Genomic DNA, 25,575 nt, shown 5'->3' on the forward strand with positions numbered 1-25,575 from the left:
CGCCAACGGCTTTTATCCATGGACAAGGCCGTGTCTGGGAGCGGGGAAAGGCTGGCCGGATGGACGGTCTCAATCTGCTTGTGTCGGTGCTTGAGGAACGGGGATATCCCGTCGAATGGCGAGATATGTCTGGCGATATCGAGCGGCTGGCCAAATCGGATCGACGACATCTGCATGTCGTCGTTGACGATGCGCCTCTTTGCGGGCCGAACATCCTTTATTGCGGTCCCTCCTATCTGCGCGGCTTCTGGTATGTCGATCCGGTCGGCATCCGAAATAGCTCTTCGATGCAGACGAAACCTTTCCGACCAGAGGAAATGAGCCAGTCCTTCGCAGACACATTTACGGCGCGCCTTCGATCGACATTTATCGACGGAAATCTGTCGAAGTTCGATCAGGATCTGGTCACGGGGTTCGCGCCTGAACGAGAATCTATTTGTCTCTTTCTCCAGAGGTTCAAGACGCCAAAATACTACCCTCACTACATGAGTTATCCCGAATTGATTGAAGGGGTCATCGCCAATCGGGGCGGACGGCGGGTCTATATCAAGCCGCATCCGCGCCAGAAGGAGAAGGATCTTGAGATCGTGCAGAGCTACCATGATCCCGACAATGGTGTGGAGGTGACGACCCATTCGATCCACGGCCTTCTCGCGGAGGCAGCGGTCGCGGTGAGCTTGAGCTCGGCGGTGCTTTTGGAGGCGCAGATGCACCGCGTGCCGGGGATCGTGGGCGCGCAGGTGGATTTTCACCACAACATGGTTGTCGTTCGCAATCCGGCCGGGATTAGGGACGCGTTGGACCGTGCCTTAGCCGGTACGTTTCACTACGAGAAATACCTTGCCTTCTTCTTTGCCCAAGGGATGGTCCAACCCCGCCTTCGACAGAAGGCAGCTGAGCGTATGAAGCAGATCTTGACCGAGATGGGATTTGGCGGCGCGTCTGTTTAAGCGATGGGACGCCCGCCAGCGCCCGCCAGGATACGGGCAAGTATTCTGTTGAACCGGGGATCTTCCAACCTGACCTGTTTCGGAGGGCCGCTGCGTTGGGGGACGCGGACGAAGTTGTCTGCCAGCACTACATAACCATCGCCTTGCCGGGTGGTCTGGAAATCAAAGATCAGGATAGGCAAATCGTCAACTGTCCCATCGAATTCCAGGATAAGACCCGCTGTCGCTTCGGGAGGCAGGAAACTTTCGCAGCGAATCCTTTCGCGATCCCGCTGGGCGAGTCGATCTCCCGGACGCGAGCAGGCATCGGCCGCCGCGTCTAAGAGATCCTCGGGATACTCCGCGAAATAGGCCATCTGTGCGGCTGGGCGGCCCTCGACCGAAAACGGAGTTCTTGGGTCCACTGGCTCACAGGCTGTGAGTATCAGGACAATGGGAAGGACGAGAAGCGCGCGCATATGGGTCTCCAGAGAACTGAAGACACGGTTGCACGATAGAGAGCGGGGTAAAAGGGCCGCTTGGTAAGGTACAGAGTGGATCAGGGTCATGCGGCCTTCGTGTGGGGGAATCGGTGGACGAGTTTCGTTAACTGCCGGTCAAACAAAAAATCTTCAAAACTCGCTGAAAAATCCGTTGACCGTCTAGGTCCCGATACGTCAAGTTGTGTGGGCTGATGCAGTGCACACAAGATTTAGTGGCTGGCGGCAAACACAGGAAGAGACGGCAGGGAATGCCTGTTGCGGGTGGGGTCAGAGCCCTTCTCGTGCTCGGACAAGGTTTGCCTGGTCGGTGGCGGCAGTAGGATCGTCCGAAGCGGTCCGACGGCAAGGTTGAGACAGTCGCCGCAGAGCGACCGAGAAAATGGGACAGAGATAATGAAGATCGATCGCAGGTTCACCAAAGCCGGAGCGGACGCCTATGCGGCGCTGGACTTTTCCGAGACCACGTCGGAGATCCGAAATCCGGACGGGACGATCGTCTTCAAGCTGGAGGCCTGCGAAGTTCCTGCGACCTGGAGCCAGGTGGCCAGCGATGTGATCGCGCAGAAGTATTTCCGCAAGGCGGGCGTGCCCAGCAAGCTCAAGCCGGTCAAGGAAAAGGGTGTTCCGTCCTGGTTGTGCCGACATGAGGCGGCTGAGGGCGCAGAGTTCGGCGGGGAGATCTCGGCCAAACAGGTTTTTGACCGTCTGGCCGGCGCCTGGACTTATTGGGGTTGGAAAGGCGGCTATTTCTCGAGCGAAGAGGACGCGCGCGCCTATTTCGACGAGATGCGCTTCATGCTGGCGACCCAGCGGGCCGCGCCGAATTCTCCGCAATGGTTCAACACCGGCCTGCACTGGGCCTACGGCATCGATGGTCCGGCGCAGGGGCATTATTACGTCGACTGGAAAAGCGGGAAGCTGACCAAGTCAAAAAGCTCCTACGAGCATCCGCAGCCCCACGCCTGCTTCATCCAGTCGGTCAGCGACGATCTGGTGAACGATGGCGGGATCATGGATCTTTGGGTCCGCGAGGCGCGGCTCTTCAAGTATGGCTCGGGCACGGGGACCAACTTCTCGTCCCTGCGCGGCGAAGGCGAGAGCCTGTCGGGCGGCGGCCGGTCCTCGGGCCTCATGGGATTTCTCAAGATCGGAGACCGGGCGGCCGGCGCGATCAAATCAGGCGGGACAACCCGTCGGGCAGCGAAGATGGTGATCTGCGACGCCGATCACCCCGATATCGAGGACTTCATCAACTGGAAGGTCATCGAAGAGCAGAAGGTGGCCTCGATTGTCGCCGGATCGAAAATGCACGAGGAAAAGCTGAACGGCATCTTCGCCGCGATCCGCGAGTTTGATGGGAGCGAAGAGGGGGCCTATGATCCCGCCAAGAACGATGCGCTGAAAGGCGCGATCAAAGCGGCCAAGAAAGTTGCCATCCCCGAGACCTATATCAAGCGCGTGCTGGATTATGCCCGTCAGGGTCACACCAGCATCGAGTTCCCGACCTACGACACTGATTGGGACAGCGAGGCCTACAACTCGGTCTCTGGGCAAAATTCCAATAACTCGATCCGCGTGACGGATGCCTTCCTCAAGGCGGTGAAGGACGATGCGGACTGGGATCTGCTCAACCGGGTCGACGGATCGGTCGCCAAGACGATCAAGGCGCGCGATCTGTGGGAGCAGGTGGGCCACGCGGCCTGGGCCTGCGCCGACCCGGGCATCCAGTATCACGACACGGTCAATGCATGGCATACCTGCCCGGCGGATGGGGCGATCCGGGGCTCGAATCCCTGTTCGGAATACATGTTCCTCGACGATACGGCCTGCAACCTGGCCTCCATGAACCTGCTGACTTTCTACGAAGATGGAGAGTTCCAGGCCGAGGACTACATGCATGCTGCGCGTCTGTGGACGCTGACGCTGGAAGTCAGCGTGATGATGGCGCAGTTCCCTTCCAAGGAGATTGCGCAGCGGTCCTACGACTTCCGTACATTGGGTCTGGGCTATGCCAATATCGGCGGTCTGCTGATGAATATGGGATACGGGTACGACTCTGTCGAAGGACGAGCGTTGTGCGGCGCGCTGACTGCAATCATGACCGGGGTGAGCTATGCGACCTCGGCCGAAATCGCAGGCGAGCTGGGCGCCTTCCCGGGCTATGAGAAGAACCGCGATCACATGTTGCGGGTGATCCGCAATCATCGTGCGGCGGCCTATGGCGCGACCGACTACGAAGAGCTGGATGTAACGCCTGTGCCGTTGGATGCGGCGGGCTGCCCGGATCAGCGGTTGGTCGAGCTGGCCAAGTCGTCCTGGGACGAGGCTCTCAAGCTGGGCGTCGAGCACGGCTACCGCAACGCCCAGGCCACAGTGATCGCACCAACCGGGACGATCGGTCTGGTGATGGATTGCGACACGACTGGAATCGAACCGGATTTCGCTCTGGTGAAGTTCAAGAAGCTCGCGGGTGGCGGTTACTTCAAGATCATCAACCGCTCGGTGCCTGCGGCCCTGACCAAGCTGGGCTACGGATCGGCACAGATCGAGGAGATCATCTCTCATGCGGTGGGTCACGGTACGTTGGGGAATGCACCTGGGATCAACCACACCTCGCTGATCGGGCACGGTTTCGGCCCGGCCGAGATCGAGAAGATTGAGGCGGCGCTCCCCTCTGCCTTTGATATCCGGTTCGTCTTCAACCAGTGGACGCTGGGCGAGGAGTTCTGTACCGGCACGCTGGGGATCCCGGCAGACAAGCTGAATGATCCGACCTTCGATCTGCTGGGCTCGCTTGGCTTTGCGAAGGCCGATATCGAGGCGGCGAACTCGCATGTTTGCGGGACGATGACGCTGGAAGGGGCGCCGCATCTCAACCCAGAGCATTACGTAGTTTTCGATTGCGCCAATGCCTGCGGCAAGACCGGCAAACGCTTCCTGAGCGTGGACAGCCACATCCACATGATGGCGGCGGCGCAGTCCTTCATCTCCGGCGCGATCAGCAAAACGATCAATATGCCCAACGATGCGACGATCGAGGATTGCAAGGCGGCCTACGAGCTGAGCTGGTCGCTCGGCGTGAAGGCAAACGCGCTGTACCGCGATGGATCGAAGCTGTCGCAGCCTTTGGCCGCCGCGCTAGTCGAGGATGATGACGAGGCACTTGAGGTGCTGGAAAGCGGCTCGGATCAGGAAAAGGCGGTCGTGCTGGCCGAGAAGGTGGTCGAGAAGATCATCATCAAGGAGATCGCCACCCGCGAGCGGGACAAGATGCCAGAGCGTCGGCGCGGCTACACGCAGAAGGCCATCGTCGGCGGTCACAAGGTCTATCTGCGGACGGGCGAATATAAGGACGGCTCGCTTGGCGAGATCTTCATCGACATGCATAAGGAAGGCGCGGGCTTTCGGGCGATGATGAACAACTTCGCCATCGCGGTGTCTGTTGGCCTGCAATACGGGGTGCCGCTGGAGGAGTTCGTGGACGCCTTCACCTTCACCCGGTTCGAACCGGCAGGGATGGTACAGGGCAACGAGGCGATCAAGAACGCGACCTCGATCCTCGACTATATCTTCCGCGAGCTGGCGGTCAGCTATCTTGATCGGACCGATCTGGCCCATGTGAAGCCCGAAGGCGACAGTTTCGATGCGATGGGGCGGGGCGAGGAAGAGGGCAAGCGCAACTTCACCGAAGTGCCGGGCTCGCATGGCTCGTCCCCGCTCGAAGTGCTCAAGCAGGTTGCCTCGACCGGGTATCTAAGAAATCGCGTGCCGCAGGGCTTTACCGTAGTCGAAGGCGGCGCGGGTGAGACGGTCGCGGCCTTGCAGACACTGGTGCCCGAGGTCGGAGAGGTGACCGTGGCGAAGGTCGCAACTTCGGCCGTGGCGCTGTCAGCCCGCGACAAGGCGAAGATGCAGGGCTACGAGGGCGATCCCTGTGGCGAATGCGGCAACTACACGCTGGTGCGCAACGGGACCTGCATGAAGTGCAACACCTGCGGCGGTACGAGCGGGTGTAGTTGAGGAGATAAGAGACCCTGAGGGGGTGCGCTCCCTCTGGCGTTGTTCGGGCCGCAGGCAAAAAACGCGAGCGGTAGATCATAATTGAGCCTGAATGACGAAACTCAGAGGGACCTTCGGGTCCCTCTTTTTCTTTTGTGCGGGGGCGAGAACCGCCGCACATTTCGCGGACTCCCGGTCTTGCAGAGGGCTTTCGTGGAGGCTAGGACAGCCGAACTGGGCCGGTGTGGCGGAATGGTAGACGCAGGGGATTCAAAATCCCCCGATGGCAACATCGTGTCGGTTCGAGTCCGACCACCGGTACCAGATCTTCTTGAGAACAAGAAAAAAGGCGCCACAAGAGGGCGCCTCGTTTTCCGGGATACGGGGAGTGAAGCAGACCTTAGCGGCCCCAGGTGCGGACGGGCCCGCAATCCATATGGACGAAGTCAGAACCGGTATAGCGGCCCACTCCCCCGGCACGGCAGGCCGCAGCGGCCTGGGCCATCTGGCTGACGGAGCGGCTGTCGAGACGCAGATCGGCGGCCTGACCTTTGAGATGCAGAGAATTCTTGGCCACGCCGGACGAGCGGCTGCGCAGCATCGCATTGGTCTGAGGGGAGCGGTAGCCGGACAGAAGCATATAGGGTTCGCGTGCATCCATGAGGCGGTGGGCGGCAGCCATGATATCGACCGTACGGGTGTCGATGTTGATGCCGGTATTCGTGCGCCAGTCGCGCATGAAGTGGTTCACCTCGGCCAGGGCGTCGCCGACATACTTGCCGTCGATCCAGTAGACCATGTTCAAGTGCTCGCCCGTTCGGCCCGAGTACATGCGCAGTTTTCGCACATCTCCGCCGCCTCGAAGAAAACCTGCCGCCTTGGAGTAAGTCGGTGCTGCGCAGATGGCTGTTGCCGCGAAAGCGGAGAGGAGCCCACGTCTAGTGAGGCCCATCGAGCTGCTTTTTGTCATGAATTGTGCGTCCCGTTTCTATACCCGTATTGGCCCGCTATTCCGCAGGTCCGGTTTGCCTAGCTATCCCCAGATGCATGATTTTTATTGCACAGGACGACTCACGGACCAAGGGATTGTTACAGCGAAGAGAGTTAACGAAGGGAGAATCGGCAGGAAATTGCGCAGATTCGTCTCGTTTTCACCAACAAATTTAGGTATGTGGCGAAATTGCGTCGGTCTTTGGGGACACGGATGGCATTTCTTGCATCCCGGTCTCGGAGTTGTGACTAGACGGATATGCTACTGGCTGCATTCGTGACATGGTCAGATATCTAGGACACGATTTTCATAGGAGGATGTCTTGATGAAGACGATCCTGAAGGGTGGGCTGCCGGTTCGCTCTCTTCTTTTTAGTCTTTCTCTCATGGTGGGTTTGCCTGTCGCAGTGAGCGCTCAAGTCACTCCGTTCAAACAGGCAGTGGCAGAAGCCGCAGCGCGCGATGATGCCCTTGCCCAGTTCTACCGTTCAGTAGAGTTCGAAGGCATCTGGACCGACAATAACGACCGGGCGCGACGTCAGGCGTTCCTGAGCGCGATGCAAACTGCCGAGGATCATGGTCTTCCGTCGGGCCGCTATGATGCGCAGCGTATGACCGCGTTGTTGCAGCAGGCCAATGACCCGGTCTCGCGCGGGCGCGCTGAGGTCGAGATGAGCCGTCTCTTCCTGCAATATGCGCGGGACATCCAGACCGGCGTTCTGATCCCGTCACGCGTCGATGGCGAGATCAAGCGCGAGGTGCCCTATCGCGGGCGGGCTGCGACGCTGGCCGCGTTCGTTCAGTCGAACCCGGGCGCGTTCATTCGGTCGCTGCCGCCTGCGGCACCGGAATATACGCGCCTTATGCGCGAGAAGCTGCGGATGGAGCGTCTGATCGCCGATGGCGGCTGGGGGGCGCAGGTGCCCGGCACGCTGGAGCCTGGGGCGAGCGGGGCGGCCGTTGTGGCCTTGCGCAACCGCCTGCAGGCGATGGGCTTTATGGGCCGAAGCGCCACAACCACCTATGACGAGACCATGCGGGCCGCCGTGCAGCAGTTCCAGCTGGCCTATGGGCTGAACCCCGATGGCGTCGCCGGTGGCAGTACGATCACCGAGATCAACAAATCGGTGCCCGAGCGGCTGCGCAACGTCATCGTGGCGATGGAGCGCGAGCGTTGGATCAACCGGCCCCGCGGGACGCGCCATGTCTGGGTGAACCTGACGGATTTTACCGCGGCGATCATCGACAGCGACCGCGAGACCTTCAAGACACGCTCGGTCGTCGGCGCAAACCAGAGCGACCGTCGCAGCCCGGAGTTCTCGGACGTGATGGAGTTCATGGTCGTGAACCCAAGCTGGTATGTGCCGCGCTCTATCGTGACCAAGGAGTATCTGCCGATGCTCCAGCGAAACCCTTATGCGGTGAACCACATCCAGATCACCGACAGTCGGGGCCGGGCGGTCAATCGGGGGGCGGTGAACTTCAACGCTTATACAGCTCAGACTTTCCCCTTCTCGATGCGCGAGCCGCCGAGCCAGGGTAATGCGCTGGGGCTGGTGAAGTTCATGTTCCCGAACAGGCACAACATCTATCTGCATGACACGCCGGCCAAGAGCCTCTTTGGGCGGGAAGTGCGCGCCTTCAGCCATGGCTGCATCCGCCTGCGCGATCCGTTCGATTTCGCCTATGCGCTTCTGGCCAAACAGACGGCGAACCCCGAGGCGTTCTTTCAGGAGCGCCTTCGGACTGGGCGCGAAACGCGGGTGGATCTGGCACAGCCGATCCCGGTGCATATCGTCTACCGGACGGCCTTTACCGATGCGCGTGGTACACTGAACTTCCGGCGTGACGTCTATGGGCGGGATGCGCGGATCTGGAATGCGCTCTCCTCCGAAGGGGTGGCAATCCGGTCGGTCGGAGGCTAATTCGTTCCCTCGAATGAGAGGGCGATATGAGCTTTTCGGTCAAGGACATCGCAGCGGCGCTGGAGGCGGAAGCCTTCGGCGCCGTTTCCTTGTCCGTGGACGGGGTTGCGGAGCCGGCAAGCGCGAGGCCGGCCGATCTGGCGCTGGCTCTGGCGCCAGCCTATGGCGCGGATCTGGAGCGGGGCGGCGCGCGGGCGGCGGTGCTTTGGCCGGGCGCGGATTGGCAGGCTTTGGGGCTGGAGGCGGCGATCATCGCGCCACGCGGGCGGCTGGCAATGGCGCGGCTGACGCAATTGATGGATGTAGGGCCGAAGCCGGGAATCCATCCCTCCGCAGTCATCGATCCTTCTGCCGAGGTCACAGAGGATGCGAGTATCGGGCCGCATGTCAGCATCGGGCCGGGATCGGTGATCGGCGCGGGCGCGCAGATTGCGGCGGGCGTTCGAATCGGGCGGAATGTGCGGATCGGAGCGCGCTTTGTCGCCCAGTCCAATGTTACAATCGGGGGGGACGGGTTCTCCTTCGTTACCGCCGAGCCCTCGGGTGCCGAGCTGGCCCGCGAGACGCTCGGAGAGACCGAAATCACGCCGCCCGAGGATCCCACATGGCACCGCATCCATTCGCTGGGCGGGGTCGAGATCGGCGACGATGTCGAGATCGGCGCCAACAGCTGCATCGATGCGGGCACGATCCGGGCGACACGGATCGGGCGGGGTACAAAGATCGATAACCTCGTGCAGGTTGGGCACAACTGCATCGTGGGCGAGGACTGCCTGCTTTGCGGGCAGGTCGGGATTGCCGGATCGGTCGTAATTGGCGACCGGAGCGTGCTGGCCGGCCGGGTTGGGGTGTCCGACAACCTGCTGATCGGAGAGGATGTCGTGGTCGGTGTCGCCTCGGTCGTGATGTCCAACGTGCCCAAGGGGCGGATCATGCTGGGCTATCCGGCGACGCGCATGGCGACGAACCTGTCCATCTACAAGGCGCTTCGCCGCTTGCCGCGACTGCTGACCGACGTGACGGCGCTGAAGAAAGCGGTTTCAAAGCCGGGTGAGAGTGACTAAATCCCTGCCAAAGCAGACGAGACGGGGTGCAGGCAAATGGACGTCAAGACCAAGGTGATCGAGATCATCGCCGATCAGGCCATGCTCGAGACATCGGATGTGACGATGACCAGCACGCTTGAGGATCTGGGCGTCGACAGCCTTGGCCTAGTGGAAAGCATCTTTGCCATTGAAGAAGAGTTCGACATTTCAGTGCCGTTTAATGCAAACGATCCGTCCGAAAGCGAGTTCGATATCTCGACTGTCGCGTCCATTGTCGGCGCTGTGGAAGGACTGGTGCGCGTCCAGAAAGGCACCCCAGCTTGACCGCCAGGCGGGTTGTCATCACCGGCGCCGGGACCATCAACGCGCTTGGCCACGACGTGCCGAGTACGCTGGAGGCGATGCGGGAAGGGCGCTGCGGGATCCGCGCCCTTGATATTCAGGATGTAGACCGTCTGTCGGTCAAGATCGGCGGCCAGGTCATCGAGTTCGATGAGCACACGCATTTCAATCGCCAGCAGATCGCGCTTTACGACCGGTTCACACAGTTCACGCTGCTCGCCGCCAAGGAGGCGATGACGCAATCGGGGCTGAGCGAATTCGGCGGCCGTATGGCTGCGCGGTCGGGCGTGATCCTCGGCACGGCCGGGGGCGGGGTGAACACCTGGGACGAGAATTACCGGACCGTCTATGAGGCCGGGAAGAACCGGGTGCATCCTTTTGTGGTTCCCAAGCTGATGAACAATGCGGCGGCCAGCCACGTGTCGATGGAGTGGAACCTCAAGGGACCATCCTTTACGGTCGCCACAGCCTGTGCGTCGTCAAATCACGCGATGGGGCAGGCTTTCTGGATGATCCGGTCGGGCGCCGCTGACGTGATGGTCACAGGCGGATCGGAATCGATGCTGTGCTTCGGCGGGGTAAAAGCCTGGGAGGGTCTGCGCGTGATGTCGAAGACCGCGTGCCGCCCGTTTAGCGCCAATCGCGACGGCATGGTGCAGGGCGAAGGGGCAGGGATCTTCATCTTCGAAGACTACGATCATGCGAAAGCGCGTGGCGCAGAGATTCTTGCAGAGGTTGCCGGGTTCGCGATGAGTTCGGACGCATCCGACATCGTGATGCCGTCCAAGCAGGGTGCCGCGCGGGCGATCAGCGGCGCACTCGAGGATGGGCGGATCGCGCCGACGGATGTGGGTTACATCAATGCGCACGGGACCGGAACGGCGGCGAACGACAAGACGGAATGCGCCGCGGTGGCCGATGCGTTCGGCACCCATGCCGACAGCCTGATGATCTCATCGACGAAATCGATGCATGGCCATCTGATCGGGGGCACCGGGGCGGTGGAGCTTCTGGCTTGTGTGATGGCGCTGCGGGACGGGGTGATTGCTCCGACGATCGGCTATGAAGAGCCGGATCCGGAATGCGCGCTGGATGTCGTACCGAACGAGGCGCGCGATGCGAAGGTGGATGTGGTTCTGTCGAACGCCTTCGCCTTCGGCGGGCTGAACGCGGTTTTGGCGCTCAAGCGTCTGGCGTAGATGCCGCGCCGGGGGTCGGCGCGGCGGGTCTTGTTTACTGGGCTGCCGGGATTTCGAGGCTGTCGAAGCCTGCAGTGAAGCCCGAGAGCGAGACCGTTAGTTCGACCTTTTGATTTGGATCGCCCGCGGGCACCATCGTCAGGACCGCGCCGTTTCCGCGCTTGAACTGATCGATCTCGGCCTGCGTGAAGCCGACGCGGCTGACGCAGCCGCCCCGGTTGCAGAAGGTGAATTCGTAAGTGCGGGGTTGGCCGCCATCTACGGTGAGAGTCAGATCCTCGCTGAGGAGTGTTTCGAGCGGCGTGATGATCGTCGCCCCGGCGGCGGCACGGCTGCCTTCGGGAAGGGGGATGATGCTAATCTCGGAGACCGCATTATCATTGGCGTCGCGCAGGAGCTGGTAGAGTGAGCAGGGATCCTGCTGGCCTTCCTCACGCTTGAGACAGCGGATCGACCAGTCGCCGGACGTGCTGGCGATGTATTCCTCACCAATGCGCGGCTCGCCTTCTGTCGCCTGTCCGTCTGCGGCGCCCGGCTCACCGGCGGGGCGGCCCATGTCAAAGCCGTCCGCGGGATCGGCAGGCGTGTCGGCACCGGCCTCGTCATTGATGGCGGGCGGAGTCTCAGTCGCCTCTTCGGTTTGTGCCTCTGACGGAGCCTCGGGCTCGGCCGGGGTTTCGGTGTCCTGCGCGAAAGCGGGGCTCGCCAGTCCAATCAGAAGGGCTGCGGAGAGCGGTTTGAAGTCAGTCCACATGGGTCAGGTCGTTCCTTTCGGATCCGTGAAATCGTATCGCTGGCCGCTCTATCATGGCGGATGCAAAGTGTCAGGGGCAAAGGAGGCGGTCCGGGCAAGCTCTTGCCCATCGGGGCGGAAGCGGGTTCGGCGGGTCCTGAACTGGAAAAAGGGCCCGACAGCGGACCCCTTTTCACTTTTCTCCCTGCCGGACTAGGCCGACTTGCGGGCAGACGCTACGAAACGAGCCTGAACCCGTCAACAGCCAATCGGCTCAAAAGACTGTATCTTTTGCTCAATTCGGCGTGGAATAAAGTCTGTTGAGGATTGTCCCTGGGATCGGGGCTGGTCACGGGCTCGGAAGGCGATATCGTCGCGCGATGTTTAGGTGAGGTGAGGAGATCGGGATGAGCGGAGTTTTCATCGGAGGCGGCGGCGAGGGATATGCGCAAAAGCAGTATCTGCGGCTCGATCATGCGAACCGTCACGGATTGATCGCGGGAGCGACGGGAACCGGCAAGACGGTGACGCTACAGATCCTAGCCGAGGGGTTTTCCGCGGCGGGCGTGCCAGTGTTTCTATCCGATGTGAAAGGTGATCTGAGCGGTCTCGCCGCATCCGGGAGTGCCGACTTCAAGCTGCACGAGCCGTTCGTGAAGCGCGCCGAGACGATTGGACTGGATCTGAACTATCGTGCCTTTCCGGTCGTGTTCTGGGATCTGTTCGGAGAGCAAGGCCATCCGATCCGGACGACGGTCGCCGAGATGGGGCCGCTTCTGCTTGCGCGGCTTCTGGAGCTGAGCGAGGCGCAGGAAGGCGTTCTGAACGTGGCGTTCCGGGTTGCGGACGAGAAGGGGTTGCCGCTTCTGGATCTCGAGGATTTGCAGGCGCTCCTGGTCTGGTGCTGGCAGAACGCTAAGGAGCTGAGCCTGCGCTACGGCAATGTGGCGAGCAGCTCTGTCGGGGCAATTCAGCGGTCGCTTCTGACATTGGAAAATCAGGGGGGCGCCGCGTTTTTTGGGGAGCCGGCGCTGGATATCGCGGATCTGATCGCGGTGAACGATGCTGGCGAGGGCCGGATCAATGTGCTGGCTGCGGACAAGCTGATGGGGTCGCCGCAGCTTTATGCGACCTTCCTGCTATGGCTTCTCAGCGAGCTGTTCGAGACACTGCCCGAGGTCGGCAATCCGGAGAAACCTAAGCTGGTGTTCTTCTTCGATGAGGCGCATCTGCTTTTCGACGATGCGCCTAAAGCGCTGATCGACAAGGTCGAGCAGGTGGCGCGGCTCATTCGGTCGAAAGGGGTGGGGGTTTATTTCATCACGCAAAATCCTGGTGATGTGCCTGACGATGTGCTTAGCCAGCTTGGCAATCGGGTGCAGCATGCCTTGCGGGCGTTCACCGCGAAGGATCAGCGGGAGCTGGGCAAGGCGGCGGAGACCTATCGGCCGAACCCAGCCTTTGACACCGCCGAGGCCATTCGCGAGGTCGGCACGGGCGAGGCCGTCACCTCTATGCTGGAAGAGAAGGGTGTGCCGGGGATCGTGGAGCGGACGCTGATCCGGCCTCCTTCTTCCCAGCTGGGGCCGCTTTCGGCGGTGGAGCGGAAAACTGTCATCGCTGGATCCGCGCTGGCGGGCCGCTACGAAGAGCGGCTAGATCGCGAGAGCGCGGCCGAAATGCTTGCGGCGCGGGCCGACAAGGCGGCGAAAGCAGCTGAGGAGGCCGAGGCCGAGGAAGAGCGGCTCGCGGAGGAAGAGCGCGAATTCCGAACCGGCCGGCGCTATTCTGGCAAGCAGGTCGAGCGGTCGAGTTCGCGGCGGTCCTCTGGCGGAGGCTTTGGCGAAGCACTGACCTCGGTGGTGATCAAGGAACTGAAGGGCACCACCGGACGCCGCATCGTGCGCGGCGTCCTTGGCAGTCTTTTCAAGGGGCGCTGATCTATTCGCCCAGAGCGATCCCCTCGCGGCGGGGATCCGCTCCGCCAGTGAGCGTGTCGCCGATGGCAATCATATGCAAACCGGAGGTCAGATCGCGGACGTTTGTCTCGTAGCCGAGCTGCTGGAGGGCAATGTCGAGATCAGTCGCGGTTGTTCCTTCCTCGAGATCGTAGGTGCCAAAGCGGTTGACCAGATGCGGCATGGAGACCGCCTCTTGCGGGTTCATGCCCCAGTCGATGGCGGCGATGATCGATTGGGCGACATAGCCGATGATCCGGCTGCCCCCGGGCGATCCGGTCACAAGGATTGGCTCGCCGCCCTGCAGGACGATGGTCGGCGCCATGGACGAGCGCGGACGCTTGCCTGGCTCGAGCCGGTTGGCAATCGGATAGCCATCCGCATGGGTGCGGAAGGAAAAGTCCGTCAACTCGTTGTTGAGCAGGAAGCCCCGGACGAAAAGGCGAGAGCCGAAGCCGTTCTCGATGGTCGTGGTCATCGAAAGCGCGTTGCCGTCCGCATCGACGATGGAGATATGCGAAGTTGAGGGCAACTCGAGGCTTTCATCATCGGCCAGGTGGAGGAAGGCGTGGTCCCATTCGGGCGTTCCGGGCTCAACCTCGGGCAGGGCGTCGTTACGTTGGAGCAGGCTGCCGCGGTCCGTCAGGTAGGTTGGATCGACAAGGCCCTCGGTCGGAACGGGCACATAATCGCTGTCGGCCATGTAGCGGCCCCGATCGGCGAAGGCGAGCCGGGAGGCGTCTCCGATTAGCCGCCACGCGCGGGGATCTTCGGGTGTCATGGCCGAGAGATTGTAGGCCCCCAGCATGCCGAGGATCTGCCCGACGGTGAGCGCGCCGGAAGAGGGCGGCCCCATGCCGCAGACCTGCGCCTCGCGATAATCGGCACAGACGGCAGGGCGCTCGATGATCTCGTAATCGGCGAGATCGGAGAGAGCGAGCAGCCCTAGATTGCCTTCTGCGTTGCGTACTGTGCTGACGATGTCTTCGGCGATCTCGCCGCTGTAGAAGGCGGCGGTCCCGCCGGTGGCGATGGCGGTCAGGGTCTCGGCATAGTCCGGATTGACGAGGGTGTCGCCTTCGGCCAGCGCGGTGCCGCCGGGGAAGAAATACGCCTCCGTCGACGGGAAACGGCGCAGGCGTTCGTCATCTCCGGCTATCAAAGTGGCAAGGCGTGGCGAGACAACGAAGCCGTCTTCGGCAAGCATGATCGCATCCGTAAAGAGATCGGCCCAATTGGCGCGGCCCCAGCGGCGATGCGCCGCCTCGAGCAGGGCCGGGGTGCCGGGGGTGCCGACAGAGCGGCCTCCAACAACGGCATCGAAGAACTCCAGCGGCTCGCCGTTTTCGTCCTGAAAGTAGGTCGGGGTGGCGCCCATGGGAGCGGTTTCGCGCCCGTCGAGCGTGGTGATCTCTCCGCTGTCCGCGTCGTACCAGACAAGGAAAGCACCGCCGCCCAGACCCGAGCTTTGCGGCTCGACCAGACCTAGGACGGCCTGAACGGCAACCATGGCATCGGCGGCGGATCCACCGTTTCGAAGGATGCGGGCTCCGGCTTCGACAGCCAGAGGGTTGGCAGCGGCGATCATCCAGTTCTCGCTGGTCACCGGCTCTCCAGCGCGCTTTGCGTCGAGGGCGGCTTGCGCGGCATCGGAAAGATCGGCGAAGGCCTGCGAGATGGGGGCAGGCGCCTCCGGGGCGACGCTATCGGCCGCGTCCTGCGCGGCGAGGGGCATCGAGAGGCAGGCCAAGGCCAAAAGTGATGAGCGCAGCATAGATCTCTCTCCCCGAGGTTGATTGACGTTAGGGACAGACTGCGCGCACGCGGACCGAAGGGCAAGCCCCCCGGGGATTAGATCAGAGCGCGCGAATCTTGAGGCGCGAGAGGCGGTTCTGTTCCTTTTCGACCACCTCGAAGCGGAAGCCGTGGAACGAGAAGACCTGACCTTCGGTCGGGATCATCTGCGCCTCGTGGATCACCAGACCGGCGACGGTATTGGCTTCTTCGTCGGGCAGCGACCAGTCATTGGCGCGGTTGAGATCGCGGATCGTCATCGCGCCATCGACGAGATAGGCGCCGTCATCGGCGCGGGCGATAGGCAAGCCGTCGCCTTGGTCAAACTCATCGGTGATCTCTCCAACGATCTCCTCGAGGATGTCTTCGAGCGTGATAAGGCCCTGCAAGGCGCCATATTCATCTACAACCAGCGCGAAATGCGTATGGCGGCGCAGGAACTGGCGCATCTGGTCGTCAAGTGTCGTCGTCTCAGGAATAAAATAGGGCGGCATCGCCACATCCATCACCTCGAAGGCAGCCAGATCGGTGGCTTCGGTTTCGGGTGTGCCGCGGTGCTGGTAGATGGCGCGCAGCAGTTCTTTGGCGTGGATGATGCCGACGACGTTTTCCTGCTCGCCTTTATAAAGCGGCAGGCGGGTATGCGGGCTTTCAAGGCACTGTCGCAGAATCTGGTCGGGGTCGGCCTCGCTGTCGATCATCTCGATCCCGGATCGGTGGAGCATGATCTCTTCGACCGTGCGGTCGGCTAGATCGAGCGCACCTAGGATGCGATCGCGGTCCTCCTTTTCGACGACGCCTTCTGAATGGCCGAGTTGGAGCGCGCCCTCGATCTCTTCGCGCAAGGCTAGGACATTGCTGTCAGGATCGATCTGCACGCCGAAGAGGCTGAGAACGCGGCGTACCAGCCAGCGGACGGCCGAAACGATGGGCGAGAAAAGCGTGACGATAACTGAAATCGGTGCGGCGACGAAGGAGGCGGCTGTCTCGGAATTGGTGATTGCGTAGGTTTTTGGCAGCACCTCGGCAAAGATCAGGACGAGAAGCGTCATCACAAGTGTAGCCAGCGCAACGCCGCTTTCGCCGAAGGCGCGCGTGAAGATCGCGGTCGCGAGCGATGTGGCGAGGATATTGACGAGGTTGTTGCCCAAAAGGACCGAGCCGATCAGCCGCTCGCTGTCCTCGGTTATCTTGAGCGCGCGTTCGGCGCCGCGCGAGCCCCGGTCCGCTTTAGAGCGCAGCTTGCCGCGTGATGCGGCGGTCAGCGCTGTTTCAGATCCCGAGAAGAATCCAGAGAGCACGAGAAGGCACAGGATCGCTCCAGCAGTAATCCAGAAGGCGGCGTCAAGAGTTGTAGCGGGGGCGTCCATTGGGGTCCTTGGGCGATAGCGGCTGGCGTTTTATCTGTTCGAAATGGGGTCCGCATCAAGGGGCCTGTCCGGACGGGCGAGCGGATGGTGGTCGAGAACGAGCTGTCTGAGGCGTTCGTCGAGGATATGCGTGTAAATTTCGGTAGTCGCAATGTCCGCGTGGCCCAAAAGCGTCTGGATCGACCGAAGATCGGCGCCATGAGCCAGAAGATGGGTCGCAAAGGCATGGCGAAGGACGTGGGGCGTGACCTTCGCCAGGTCGATACCAGCTTTGACCGAGAGTTCTTTAAGAAGCATGTAAAAGGCATGGCGTGTCAGATGCCCTGACTTCCCGCGCGAGGCGAAGAGGAAACGGGAGGGCGGCTTGCCTGCCGCCCGGGCCGTGTCTTCGGCCCCCTCGCGGGAGGCGAGCCAGTCTGCTAGGCTGCGCCGCGCGGGAGCGGAAAGCGGAACCATACGCTCCTTATCGCCCTTGCCGCGCACTAAAAGCATCCGAGGATCGCCCCGGACAGCGGCGATGGGTAACGAGACAAGCTCACTCACACGCATGCCGGTGGCATATAGAAGCTCCATCAAGCAGGCATTGCGGAGGCGGTCGCCTTGGGTCCGGCCATGGGCGCGTGCTGCCTCGAGCAAGGCGTCGACCTCGGCCTCGCTGAGTGTCTTAGGCAGGCGCTTGTTGCGGCCCGGACCAGCGATCTGGATCGCAGGATTGTCGGAGCGCCAGCCTTCCTCCACCGCGAAGCGGTAGAGCTGTTTGATTGCCGAAAGACGTCGCGCCCGGGTCGAGCGGGCGAGGCCCTGCGCGTCGCAGTGGATCAGGTAACCTTCGATATCGGTACGTCCGGCGGTGGCGAGATTTAGGTTCTTTGAAGTCAGCCACGCGGTGAGATCCGAAAGGTCTCGGGCATAGGCGAGCTGGGTGTTCTGGGCTGCACCCAGCTCGGCTGCCTGTGCTTCAAGGAAGGTTTGGATCCAGCGGCTTGCGGCGTGATCCGGAAGGCTCACAGCTCGTGGTCCAGGATGAGATACTGAAGTGCTGCGCGGCGGGCCGCATCCTCAAGTCCCGCCTGCCGCAGGAGCGCGAGTGCGCCGGTAATGCCGGATGGATCACCGTCGCGGCTGTCATGGAAAAGGGCGATGGCTTTGAGTACCGCCTCCCCGAGCTTGCCATCGTTAAGATCAGCCTGGAGGGCACGGGGCGGGCGCGCGCCGCCGAAGGCCGCGGCGACGGCCTGCTCGGCCGGGGTGCTGGTCGGTGCGGATTTACCCATGGCGATCGCGGCGAGAAGACGCGTTGCAGGATCGGTGCCAGCGGCGCTCAAAGCGCGTTCCTCGTAACGGTCGCTGAGGAGGGCGATGCGAAGGGCGAGCGCAGCGGCCTCGTCATTCAGATCCGCTTCGATAAGCGCGTCTGTATAGCGTGCCGCGAAAGCGGCTTCGGCATGGATCTGGCGCATTGCCTCCCATGCGGTCGGCAAGGCAAGTCCGATCGCGTCGTCGCTGCCGGAGGATATGGCGCGGTCAAGTTTCTGGATGGCGGAGACGCGGTCCCAGACGCCACCCGAGGCGGCGGGCCTGCGGTCATCGGCATAGATGGCGAAGAAGGCATTTGGATCTATGGCTCCGGCACCGATTAGGCGTTCCGCGGCTTGAAGCTGTGATCGCCAGCCGCTGACGCTGCGCAGATCGGCATTCGCGAAGGCGCGCGGCAGATCGGTGGTGTCCAGCTGATCGCCGACCGCCTCGTAAATACGAAACGTAAGAGGGCTGGGACGTGGCGGGCGGGGAAGAGGACCTGCCTCTTCAGAATGCGACGGGTCGAGGAAATGCAGAAGGAGCTCTTCTTCTGCAGGGCTCAAGTCACCGAGCGCGATGGCGGTGTTAAGCGTCAGGGCGGCGGCGGCCCAGTCTCCGTTGCGGGCCCGGCAGAAGATACGGGCCGGGACAGTGGGGGCAAGATCGGGCCGACGGGACAGGACCTGGCAGGCATGATCCTCCTGCCCGAGCAGCAGATCGATATCGAAGCTGCGCCGGAAGGTGCGCCGGGTCGGTGCATCGACGCCGCCGATCAGCGCCTGCGCCGGATCAAGCGCGCCGATATCGAGCAGCTTATCAATACGCGCATAAAAAAGCTGGGCCTCGGGCCCCGCGCCCAACGGCGGCTGCGCTTCGGCGAGAAGGAGCATTCGGGTAAGGCTCTGCAGGGCCGGTAGGGTGTTGACCGGCAAGGCAGTGACGAGAGAGGCCAGCGTATCGGGCGGGCTGGCTGACCAAAGTGTCGTGGGCAAGCCTGTCGTTGCTGGAGAGAGCAGGCCGAGCTGATCAAGCGTTGGCTGATCCAGCGAGGTCACCGAGATGTCCGGCGTCGCCACGGCATCGGCAATGGGCGGCTCGCGCAGTTGCGGCTGCCCGGGCGCGGTTTCGACACTGTCGCTGAGCCAGTCGATCGCGGAAAGCGGCTGACCCACATTCTCTGCAACTGCGATCTGTCCCAGAACCGGGAGGATCAGATAAAGAGCGGTCCGATGCATCCCTATTCCAGATCGAGCGTGATAGGTTCGACAACATCTTCCTGAGCCGGTTCGAAGTCGGCGGGCGTCACGATTGGCCCGACATAGGCATAGGCGATAAATCCCAATGCCGCGAGGACCGCGAGAAACAGTAAAGCCTTGATGAGACGCCACATTCTATAGACCTTTGCCTGCTCTTTGTTATTTGCAGCCGCTTATATATGGCCTTTTCGGCAAGATCACGCCATTCAAGTATGGATTTTATCATTAAGCGGCGGCGTGCCGATCGGGGGACAGGTGGAGCTGAGGCTGGTCAAGACGGTGGCTTTGGTGGGCATGATGGGCTCGGGCAAGACTGCTGTCGGGCGGGCGTTAGCTGCGCGTCTGGACGTGCCGTTTCGCGATAGTGACACCGAGATCGTCGAGGCGGCGCAGGCCAGTATCGCCGAGATCTTTGAACGGGATGGCGAGGCGTTCTTCCGCGACCGGGAGGCGGAAGTAATCGCGCGTCTTGTGCGGGACGAACCCGTGATTCTGTCAACGGGCGGCGGCGCCTTTCTGGCGGAGCGCAATCGGCACGTGATCTCGGAGGCCGGGCTGTCGGTCTGGCTGAAGGCGGATCTGGAGCTGCTTTGGGAGCGGGTGCGGCACAAGGAGACCCGGCCGCTTTTGCAGACGCCTGATCCCAAGGGCACGCTGACCCAAATCTTCAACGCGCGGCAAGACATCTATGCGCTTGCCGATGTCGCGGTCGAGGCGGAGCCGTGCTTGTCGATTGCCGAGATGGCGGATCGGGTGCTGGCCACCATCTCGGGCCGCACTGATGTTCTGAAGGAGGTGTCCTGATGCCGAGCCATGAGACCGTTCACGTGAGCCTGCCGGGGCGCGCCTATGATATCCTGATCGGCCCGGGGCTGATCGAGCGGGCCGCAGAGACGATTGGGCCATTTTTGACGCAGCCCCGGGTCGCGGTTCTGACGGACGAGCATGTGGCGCGGCACCATCTTGAACCGCTGCGCGCGGCGCTCGAAGGGGCGGGGATCGCAGTCTCGGCGCTGGTGCTTCCGGCGGGAGAAGCGACGAAGGGCTGGACAGAGTTTTCGCGGGCCACCGAATGGCTTCTGGCCGAGAAGATCGAGCGCAATGATGTGGTCGTGGCGCTTGGCGGAGGGGTCATCGGGGATCTGGCAGGGTTTGCCGCGGCGGTTCTGCGGCGGGGCGTGCGCTTTGTTCAGGTGCCGACGACGCTGCTGGCGCAGGTCGATAGTTCGGTCGGCGGCAAGACCGGCATCAATGCGGCTGCGGGAAAGAACCTTGTCGGCGCCTTCCATCAGCCATCGCTTGTACTGGCCGATACCGGCTGCCTCGATACGCTGGCCGAGCGGGATCTGAAGGCCGGCTACGGTGAGGTTCTGAAATACGGGCTGCTAGGAGATGCCGACTTCTTCGGTTGGCTCGAAGGCCGTGGCGCTGCGGTGCTATCCGGCGATGCGGACGCGCGGCTAAGGGCGATCCGGCGGTCCTGCGAAATGAAGGCCGAGATCGTCGTGCGCGACGAGACCGAGCAGGGGGACCGGGCGCTGCTCAATCTTGGGCATACGTTTTGCCATGCGTTGGAGGCGGCGACGGAATACAGTGACCGGCTGCTGCACGGGGAGGGAGTCGCGATCGGCTGCGCGATGGCCTTTGATCTATCAGCACGGTTAGGGCTGTGTTCGCAGGAAGAGCCGAGCCGAGTGCGGGCGCATCTGGCTGATCTCGGGCTGAAAGCGGGTCTGGCGGATATCGAGGGGGCGTTGCCGGACGCGGAGGCGCTTCTGGAGCTGATGGCGCAGGACAAGAAGGTGATCGACGGGCAGTTGCGGTTTGTTCTTGCGCGCGGGATTGGGGAGGCTTTCGTGACCTCGGATGTCCCGCGCGAGACTGTTCTTGCGCTGCTGACCGACGCCTTGGCAGAGCGCTAGGGGCCGGGCCCCTAGAACGGAATTTCGTCGTCCAGATCGCTGTTGCTGGGGATTGAGCTGCCGCCGCCCCGACTGCTGCCCTGATCGCTGCCATAGCCGCCGCCGTAATCGCCGCCGCTGCTGCCGTAGCCACCCTGATCGCCGCCATAGCCACCGCCACCGCCGCTACCTTCGCCGCGTCCGTCGAGCATCGTCAGCTCGCTTCGGTAAGGGCGCAAGACAACCTCGGTCGAGTAGCGATCGGCGCCTGACTGGTCCTGCCATTTGCGCGTCTCGAGCTGGCCCTCGATATACACTTTCGAGCCTTTCTTGAGATATTGCTCGGCTACGCGGCCCAGCGGTTCGGAGAAGATGGCAACGGAATGCCATTCGGTCCGCTCGCGGCGTTCGCCGGTATTCTTGTCCTTCCAGTTCTCGGACGTGGCGATGCGCAGGTTCACAACCTTACCGCCATTCTGGAAATTGCGCACCTCAGGATCGCGGCCAAGATTGCCGATCAGGATGACTTTGTTGACGGATCCGGCCATGGGAGGCTCCTTCTTGACGTCGAATCTGCTCTGCTTGAGCGCGACTTTACAACAGCCCATCGCGGTTAACAGACCCCTAAGAGATGTTCGAGAAGGCTTTTCACGCGGCTCGAAGCGGGTATAGTCCCGGGCAATTGGAAGACGGATATTATTGCTGGGAGTATCGGGGATGGGGCGTTTGGCAATGGCGGTGGCAACTCTGGCCATCGGATCCACCGGATTTGCGACGGCAGAGCAAGTGTCGACCCGGTCGCGTGCAACGCTCTTTGACTCGCAGACCAGCGTACTGGATGGACGAGCGGCGCAGCAATATGCGAACTCGGTTCGACTACAGCCATCGCGGATCGTCATTCCGGGTCGTGGCGATCAAGGACCGGTTTATGCAGGATCCTATCGCGGGCAGTATCTCGAGCTGGCAAAATCAGCCGCGCGGCGGCATGGCGTGCCAGAAGACCTGTTTGCCCGGCTAGTTCAGCAGGAGAGCAACTGGAACCCGCGCGCTCGTTCGCACAAGGGCGCAATGGGCCTCGCGCAGCTGATGCCGGGGACTGCGCGTTATCTTCGGGTTGATGCCAACGATCCGGTACAGAACCTGGAAGGTGGGGCGCGCTATCTCGCGGAGCAGTACAGAGCGTTTGGATCTTGGAGGTTGGCCTTAGCAGCTTACAACGCAGGTCCCGGTGCGGTAAAGCGGCACAAGGGTGTGCCGCCTTATCGCGAGACCCGCAACTATGTTCGGGTCATCATGGGCAGTTAAGCCGCTGCTGCCTGGCCTTTGTTCTTGGCCTTCCTCGCCAAAGTCTGGACATCATCGCCTGACGCTTTGGGTATAATCCGGTAGGCAGAATTGACGAAACAGAAGAGCGCGAAGCCCGCTAACCCGAGACAAAGCGCGGTTACCAGGATTTGGCCGTAGATCTGGCCTGAGAGCCATGAGAAAGCCTTGCCCATTCCGCCAGCCTGAGATGGATCGGCCTGGAGGGCGGCGATCACGAGGAACACCCCGATGATGCCGACGGTTACGCCCTGCGCGGCCACGCCAGCCTTAAGCGCCCAGTTCCAGTTACGGGTGAAGTGGTTTGCCTCGAGCTTTTCGCGGTATTCCTCTTTCCATGCCTTCTTGAGATAGTAGGCGCCCGCGCCTGCGGTGATGACGCCTGCTATGCCGATGAGCCAAATCCCTGCGGGAAGCGACATGATCTGCCCTGTAATCTCAGCAATCTTGGAGCCTTCGCCGCCGCCGGATTTGGCGGTCACGGCGAGGATAAGAACGGCAACGCCGAGTGCGCCGTGGATCAAACCGGTGACGACCTGACCCATGCGGGCAATCGTGGCCTTACCGCCGGAGCCTTCGTCCTCAAGATCATAGGTCCCACAGATGATCCGCCAGACCATGTAGCAGAGGAGTCCAACCGCGATGGAGACGAGCGCGGCGGTACCCCAAAGCGAGCCTTCAAGCTGGGCGAGGGCGGCGCTGGTGCCTTGTGCCTGGCCGCCTTGCCAAATCGTGTAGAGAGAGATTGCAGCGATGGTCACATAAACGAGGCCACGGCCCGCATAGCCCAGCTGCATGATTGGAATGGCCCAGCCAAAATCCCGGTCGCTCATGATTGCTCTCCCACCTTGGAACGGAGGGGAAATGCATCAGGCGGGGCGTTCGTTCCGGCGCTATTCGGCGGCGATGGTGATAACGGGCTCCATCTCTTCCATCTGGCTGTCGGTCAGATGGCACTTGATCTGCAAGCCGTCGGCAGTGGTTTTCATCGGCGGAACCTCTGTCTCGCATAGGTTGCCAGGGACCTTGGACTTCCAACGGCAGCGGGTCTGGAATGGGCAGCCGGGGGGCGGGTTCATCGCCGACGGAATGTCGCCTTCGAGGACGATATGTTTTTTCTTCACGCGGGTGTCGGCGATAGGCACGGCGGAGAGAAGCGCTTCTGTATAGGGGTGATAGGGCGGGGCAAAGACCTGATCGGTTGTGCCGAGTTCGACCACGTGGCCCAGATACATGACCATGACGCGGTCGCTGAGATAGCGCACGATGGACAGGTCATGGGAGATAAAGAGGAGCGTCGTCTTATGCTCGCGCTGGATCTCCATTAGCAAATCGGTGACGGCGGCCTGAACCGACACATCAAGCGCCGAGACGGGCTCGTCCGCGACGACGATGCGGGCGTCCCCGGCGAAGGCACGGGCGATGCCGACGCGCTGCTTCTGACCGCCCGATAGCTGGCGCGGCATGCGGCCTGCGAATTCGCGCGGCAGCTTGACCAGATCAAGAAGTTGCAGCATCCGGTCGCGCCGCTCCGTCTCGCTGTTTCCGACGGCAAAGATCTCGAGCGCGCGGATGATCTGCCGCCCCACGGTCATGGAGGGGTTGAGGGTGTCGAACGGATTTTGGAAGACCATCTGGATGTCTGAGACGGTCTTGGTGTCGCGATTGGCGATCTCGGTCTGGCCGATCTCGCGGTTGTCGAGGATGACGGAGCCTTCTGTCGCGGTCTCGAGCCCCATGAGAACCTTGGCGAAGGTCGACTTGCCGCAGCCGGATTCCCCAACGATAGCGAGCGTCTCGCTTTCGCGCGCCTCAAAGGAGAGTGTCTCGTTGGCCTTCACGACCTTCTTGTTGCCCCCGGAGAAGAGGGCGGAGGCGGCGACTTGGTAGTACTTCTTGAGATCGTCGATCTTCAGGATCACGTCGCCGGGTTCGGATTTCTCCTTGGTGTCGCTGCCGAGCGGGATCATTGACCAGTCGATTTCCTCGAACCTCAGGCAGCGCGTGCGATGCCGTTCGTCGCCTTCCACAGTCGCCATGGGGATGGTTTGCGCGTCGCAGCGACCCTCTTCGAAGTAATCGCAGCGCGGCCCGAAATTGCAGCCCGGCGGGCGTTCGTGGGGCAGGGGGAAGTTACCGGGAATGGCGATGAGCGGTTTGGAGTTCTTGTCGGCGCCGGGCAGCGGGATCGACCGGAAAAGCGCCTGCGTGTAGGGGTGGCGCATCTTGTCGAAGACATCCTCGATGCTGCCGGTCTCGACGGCCTCGCCGGAATACATGACGCAAAGGCGGTCGCAGGTTTCTAGCACCAGCCCCAGATTGTGGCTGATGAACAGCATCGAGGTGCCATATTTGACGCCGAGTTCTTTGACGAGCTCGACCACTGCCGCCTCGACCGTGACATCAAGCGCCGTCGTCGGCTCATCTAGGATCAGAAGGGACGGCTTGGACATAAGCGCCATGGCGATGACGATGCGCTGCTGCTGGCCGCCCGAAAGCTGGTGCGGATAGGCGTCGAGGATGCGCTTGGGGTCGGGCAGCTTGACGTCGGTGACGACCTCGAGTGCACGGTCATAGGCCTCTTTTTCGGAGATACCCTTGTGGATGATCGGCACCTCCATCAGCTGCTTGCCGATCTTCATTGCAGGATTGAGCGAAGCCATCGGTTCCTGGTAGATCATCGCGATTTCAGAGCCGCGGATATCCCGCAGCTCGGCATCGGACATCTGGCCCAGATCGCGGCCCTTGAATTTGATCGATCCGCCGACGACGCGCCCGTTGACGCCCAGATCCTGCATGACGCCCAGCGCCACGGTGGACTTGCCACAACCGGATTCGCCGACCAAACCCATTGCCTCGCCGGGGCGGACGCGGACGGAAAAATCCATGACCGCTGGGATCTCTCGCAGGCGCGTGAAGAAGGAGATCGAGAGATTGTCGATCTCTAGGATGGGGCCGTCATAGTCAGGGTCGGTCATGTGCGGTCCTTCATCTGCGGCCGGTCGAAT

The 25,575-nt window shown here is 62.0% G+C and carries 21 protein-coding genes and 1 tRNA gene; 11 read left to right on the plus strand and 11 right to left on the minus strand.

The features are described from left to right. The first annotated feature begins 59 nt into the window (after positions 1–59). Positions 60–950, plus strand: coding sequence for a hypothetical protein (locus tag AAD018_RS06535; RefSeq protein WP_367314698.1), 891 nt, complete (start codon positions 60–62; stop codon positions 948–950). Here AAD018_RS06535 and AAD018_RS06540 read toward each other — a convergent pair. Continuing rightward, positions 947–1,498, minus strand: coding sequence for a hypothetical protein (locus tag AAD018_RS06540; RefSeq protein WP_367314699.1), 552 nt, complete (start codon positions 1,496–1,498; stop codon positions 947–949). The two genes, AAD018_RS06535 and AAD018_RS06540, sit on opposite strands and share 4 nt — an antisense overlap. Before the next feature lie 327 nt (positions 1,499–1,825). Between AAD018_RS06540 and AAD018_RS06545 the strand changes: the two genes are divergently transcribed. Both AAD018_RS06545 and AAD018_RS06550 read left to right on the plus strand, forming a co-directional pair. Beyond that, entirely contained in the window at positions 1,826–5,452 is a 3,627-nt protein-coding gene (locus tag AAD018_RS06545; protein ID WP_367314700.1) for a vitamin B12-dependent ribonucleotide reductase, read from the plus strand. Between the two features lie 217 nt (positions 5,453–5,669). Continuing rightward, positions 5,670–5,755: transfer RNA gene (locus AAD018_RS06550), tRNA-Leu, on the plus strand. 76 nt (positions 5,756–5,831) lie between these two features. Here AAD018_RS06550 and AAD018_RS06555 read toward each other — a convergent pair. After that, positions 5,832–6,401 carry a YcbK family protein gene (locus AAD018_RS06555; protein ID WP_367314702.1) on the minus strand — a complete coding sequence of 190 codons (570 nt, stop codon included), beginning with the start codon at positions 6,399–6,401 and terminating at the stop codon, positions 5,832–5,834. A gap of 346 nt (positions 6,402–6,747) precedes the next feature. Here AAD018_RS06555 and AAD018_RS06560 point away from each other — a divergent pair, with 346 nt between their 5' ends. From AAD018_RS06560 to AAD018_RS06575, 4 genes are read left to right on the plus strand one after another with little or no spacing between them, the layout of a single operon-like run. Continuing rightward, entirely contained in the window at positions 6,748–8,346 is a 1,599-nt protein-coding gene (locus AAD018_RS06560; protein WP_412005205.1) for a L,D-transpeptidase family protein, read from the plus strand. A gap of 26 nt (positions 8,347–8,372) precedes the next feature. Continuing rightward, positions 8,373–9,410: a UDP-3-O-(3-hydroxymyristoyl)glucosamine N-acyltransferase gene (locus AAD018_RS06565; RefSeq protein ID WP_367314703.1), complete on the plus strand. Its 1,038-nt coding sequence runs from the start codon at positions 8,373–8,375 to the stop codon at positions 9,408–9,410. 36 nt (positions 9,411–9,446) lie between these two features. After that, positions 9,447–9,716, plus strand: a complete 270-nt coding sequence (locus AAD018_RS06570) for an acyl carrier protein (RefSeq protein ID WP_367314704.1) — start codon at positions 9,447–9,449, stop codon at positions 9,714–9,716. After that, positions 9,713–10,933 carry a beta-ketoacyl-[acyl-carrier-protein] synthase family protein gene (locus AAD018_RS06575; RefSeq protein ID WP_367314705.1) on the plus strand — a complete coding sequence of 407 codons (1,221 nt, stop codon included), beginning with the start codon at positions 9,713–9,715 and terminating at the stop codon, positions 10,931–10,933. The genes AAD018_RS06570 and AAD018_RS06575 overlap by 4 nt, the downstream gene beginning before the upstream one ends. A 34-nt stretch (positions 10,934–10,967) precedes the next feature. Here AAD018_RS06575 and AAD018_RS06580 read toward each other — a convergent pair whose 3' ends face one another. After that, positions 10,968–11,687 carry an invasion associated locus B family protein gene (locus AAD018_RS06580; RefSeq protein WP_367314706.1) on the minus strand — a complete coding sequence of 240 codons (720 nt, stop codon included), beginning with the start codon at positions 11,685–11,687 and terminating at the stop codon, positions 10,968–10,970. Positions 11,688–12,073: 386 nt separating this feature from the next. Between AAD018_RS06580 and AAD018_RS06585 the strand changes: the two genes are divergently transcribed. Beyond that, positions 12,074–13,606, plus strand: a complete 1,533-nt coding sequence (locus AAD018_RS06585; protein WP_367314707.1) for a helicase HerA-like domain-containing protein — start codon at positions 12,074–12,076, stop codon at positions 13,604–13,606. Position 13,607: 1 nt separating this feature from the next. On the opposite strand, the gene ggt is transcribed toward AAD018_RS06585, so the two are convergent. The 5 genes from ggt to AAD018_RS06610 all read right to left on the minus strand — a co-directional run bounded on the left by ggt (position 13,608) and on the right by AAD018_RS06610 (position 19,477). Next, the gene (gene ggt / locus AAD018_RS06590) at positions 13,608–15,398 is read right to left on the minus strand and encodes a gamma-glutamyltransferase (protein ID WP_367314708.1); all 1,791 of its coding nucleotides are present in this window, start codon (positions 15,396–15,398) and stop codon (positions 13,608–13,610) included. A gap of 82 nt (positions 15,399–15,480) precedes the next feature. Beyond that, complete coding sequence (locus AAD018_RS06595) at positions 15,481–16,788, minus strand: HlyC/CorC family transporter (RefSeq protein ID WP_367314709.1); 1,308 nt, start codon at positions 16,786–16,788, stop codon at positions 15,481–15,483. A gap of 30 nt (positions 16,789–16,818) precedes the next feature. Beyond that, on the minus strand, positions 16,819–17,796 hold the full coding sequence (locus AAD018_RS06600; RefSeq protein WP_367314710.1) for a site-specific tyrosine recombinase XerD: 978 nt from the start codon (positions 17,794–17,796) through the stop codon (positions 16,819–16,821). Further along, positions 17,793–19,322 carry a hypothetical protein gene (locus tag AAD018_RS06605; protein WP_367314711.1) on the minus strand — a complete coding sequence of 510 codons (1,530 nt, stop codon included), beginning with the start codon at positions 19,320–19,322 and terminating at the stop codon, positions 17,793–17,795. Before AAD018_RS06605 ends, AAD018_RS06600 begins: the two co-directional genes overlap by 4 nt. Before the next feature lie 2 nt (positions 19,323–19,324). Beyond that, complete coding sequence (locus AAD018_RS06610; RefSeq protein ID WP_367314712.1) at positions 19,325–19,477, minus strand: hypothetical protein; 153 nt, start codon at positions 19,475–19,477, stop codon at positions 19,325–19,327. A gap of 103 nt (positions 19,478–19,580) precedes the next feature. Between AAD018_RS06610 and AAD018_RS06615 the strand changes: the two genes are divergently transcribed. Both AAD018_RS06615 and aroB read left to right on the plus strand, forming a co-directional pair. Beyond that, complete coding sequence (locus AAD018_RS06615) at positions 19,581–20,147, plus strand: shikimate kinase (RefSeq protein ID WP_367314713.1); 567 nt, start codon at positions 19,581–19,583, stop codon at positions 20,145–20,147. Next, positions 20,147–21,265: a 3-dehydroquinate synthase gene (gene aroB / locus AAD018_RS06620; RefSeq protein ID WP_367314714.1), complete on the plus strand. Its 1,119-nt coding sequence runs from the start codon at positions 20,147–20,149 to the stop codon at positions 21,263–21,265. Before AAD018_RS06615 ends, aroB begins: the two co-directional genes overlap by 1 nt. A gap of 11 nt (positions 21,266–21,276) precedes the next feature. Here aroB and ssb read toward each other — a convergent pair whose 3' ends face one another. Beyond that, positions 21,277–21,792 (minus strand): single-stranded DNA-binding protein, encoded by a 516-nt coding sequence (ssb, locus tag AAD018_RS06625; protein ID WP_367314715.1) that lies wholly within the window; start codon positions 21,790–21,792, stop codon positions 21,277–21,279. Between the two features lie 169 nt (positions 21,793–21,961). On the opposite strand from ssb, the gene AAD018_RS06630 reads away from it, so the two are divergent. Continuing rightward, the gene (locus AAD018_RS06630; protein WP_367314716.1) at positions 21,962–22,549 is read left to right on the plus strand and encodes a lytic transglycosylase domain-containing protein; all 588 of its coding nucleotides are present in this window, start codon (positions 21,962–21,964) and stop codon (positions 22,547–22,549) included. Here AAD018_RS06630 and AAD018_RS06635 read toward each other — a convergent pair. Both AAD018_RS06635 and AAD018_RS06640 read right to left on the minus strand, forming a co-directional pair. Continuing rightward, a complete protein-coding gene (locus tag AAD018_RS06635; protein WP_367314717.1) occupies positions 22,546–23,400 on the minus strand; it encodes a DUF1206 domain-containing protein in 855 nt (284 codons plus the stop codon). The two genes, AAD018_RS06630 and AAD018_RS06635, sit on opposite strands and share 4 nt — an antisense overlap. Positions 23,401–23,460: 60 nt before the next feature. After that, a complete protein-coding gene (locus AAD018_RS06640) occupies positions 23,461–25,545 on the minus strand; it encodes a dipeptide ABC transporter ATP-binding protein (RefSeq protein ID WP_367314718.1) in 2,085 nt (694 codons plus the stop codon). Positions 25,546–25,575: the final 30 nt, after the last annotated feature.

Source organism: Aestuariibius insulae, assembly GCF_040783535.2.
In the GTDB taxonomy this organism is placed as follows: Bacteria; Pseudomonadota; Alphaproteobacteria; order Rhodobacterales; family Rhodobacteraceae; genus Aestuariibius; species Aestuariibius insulae.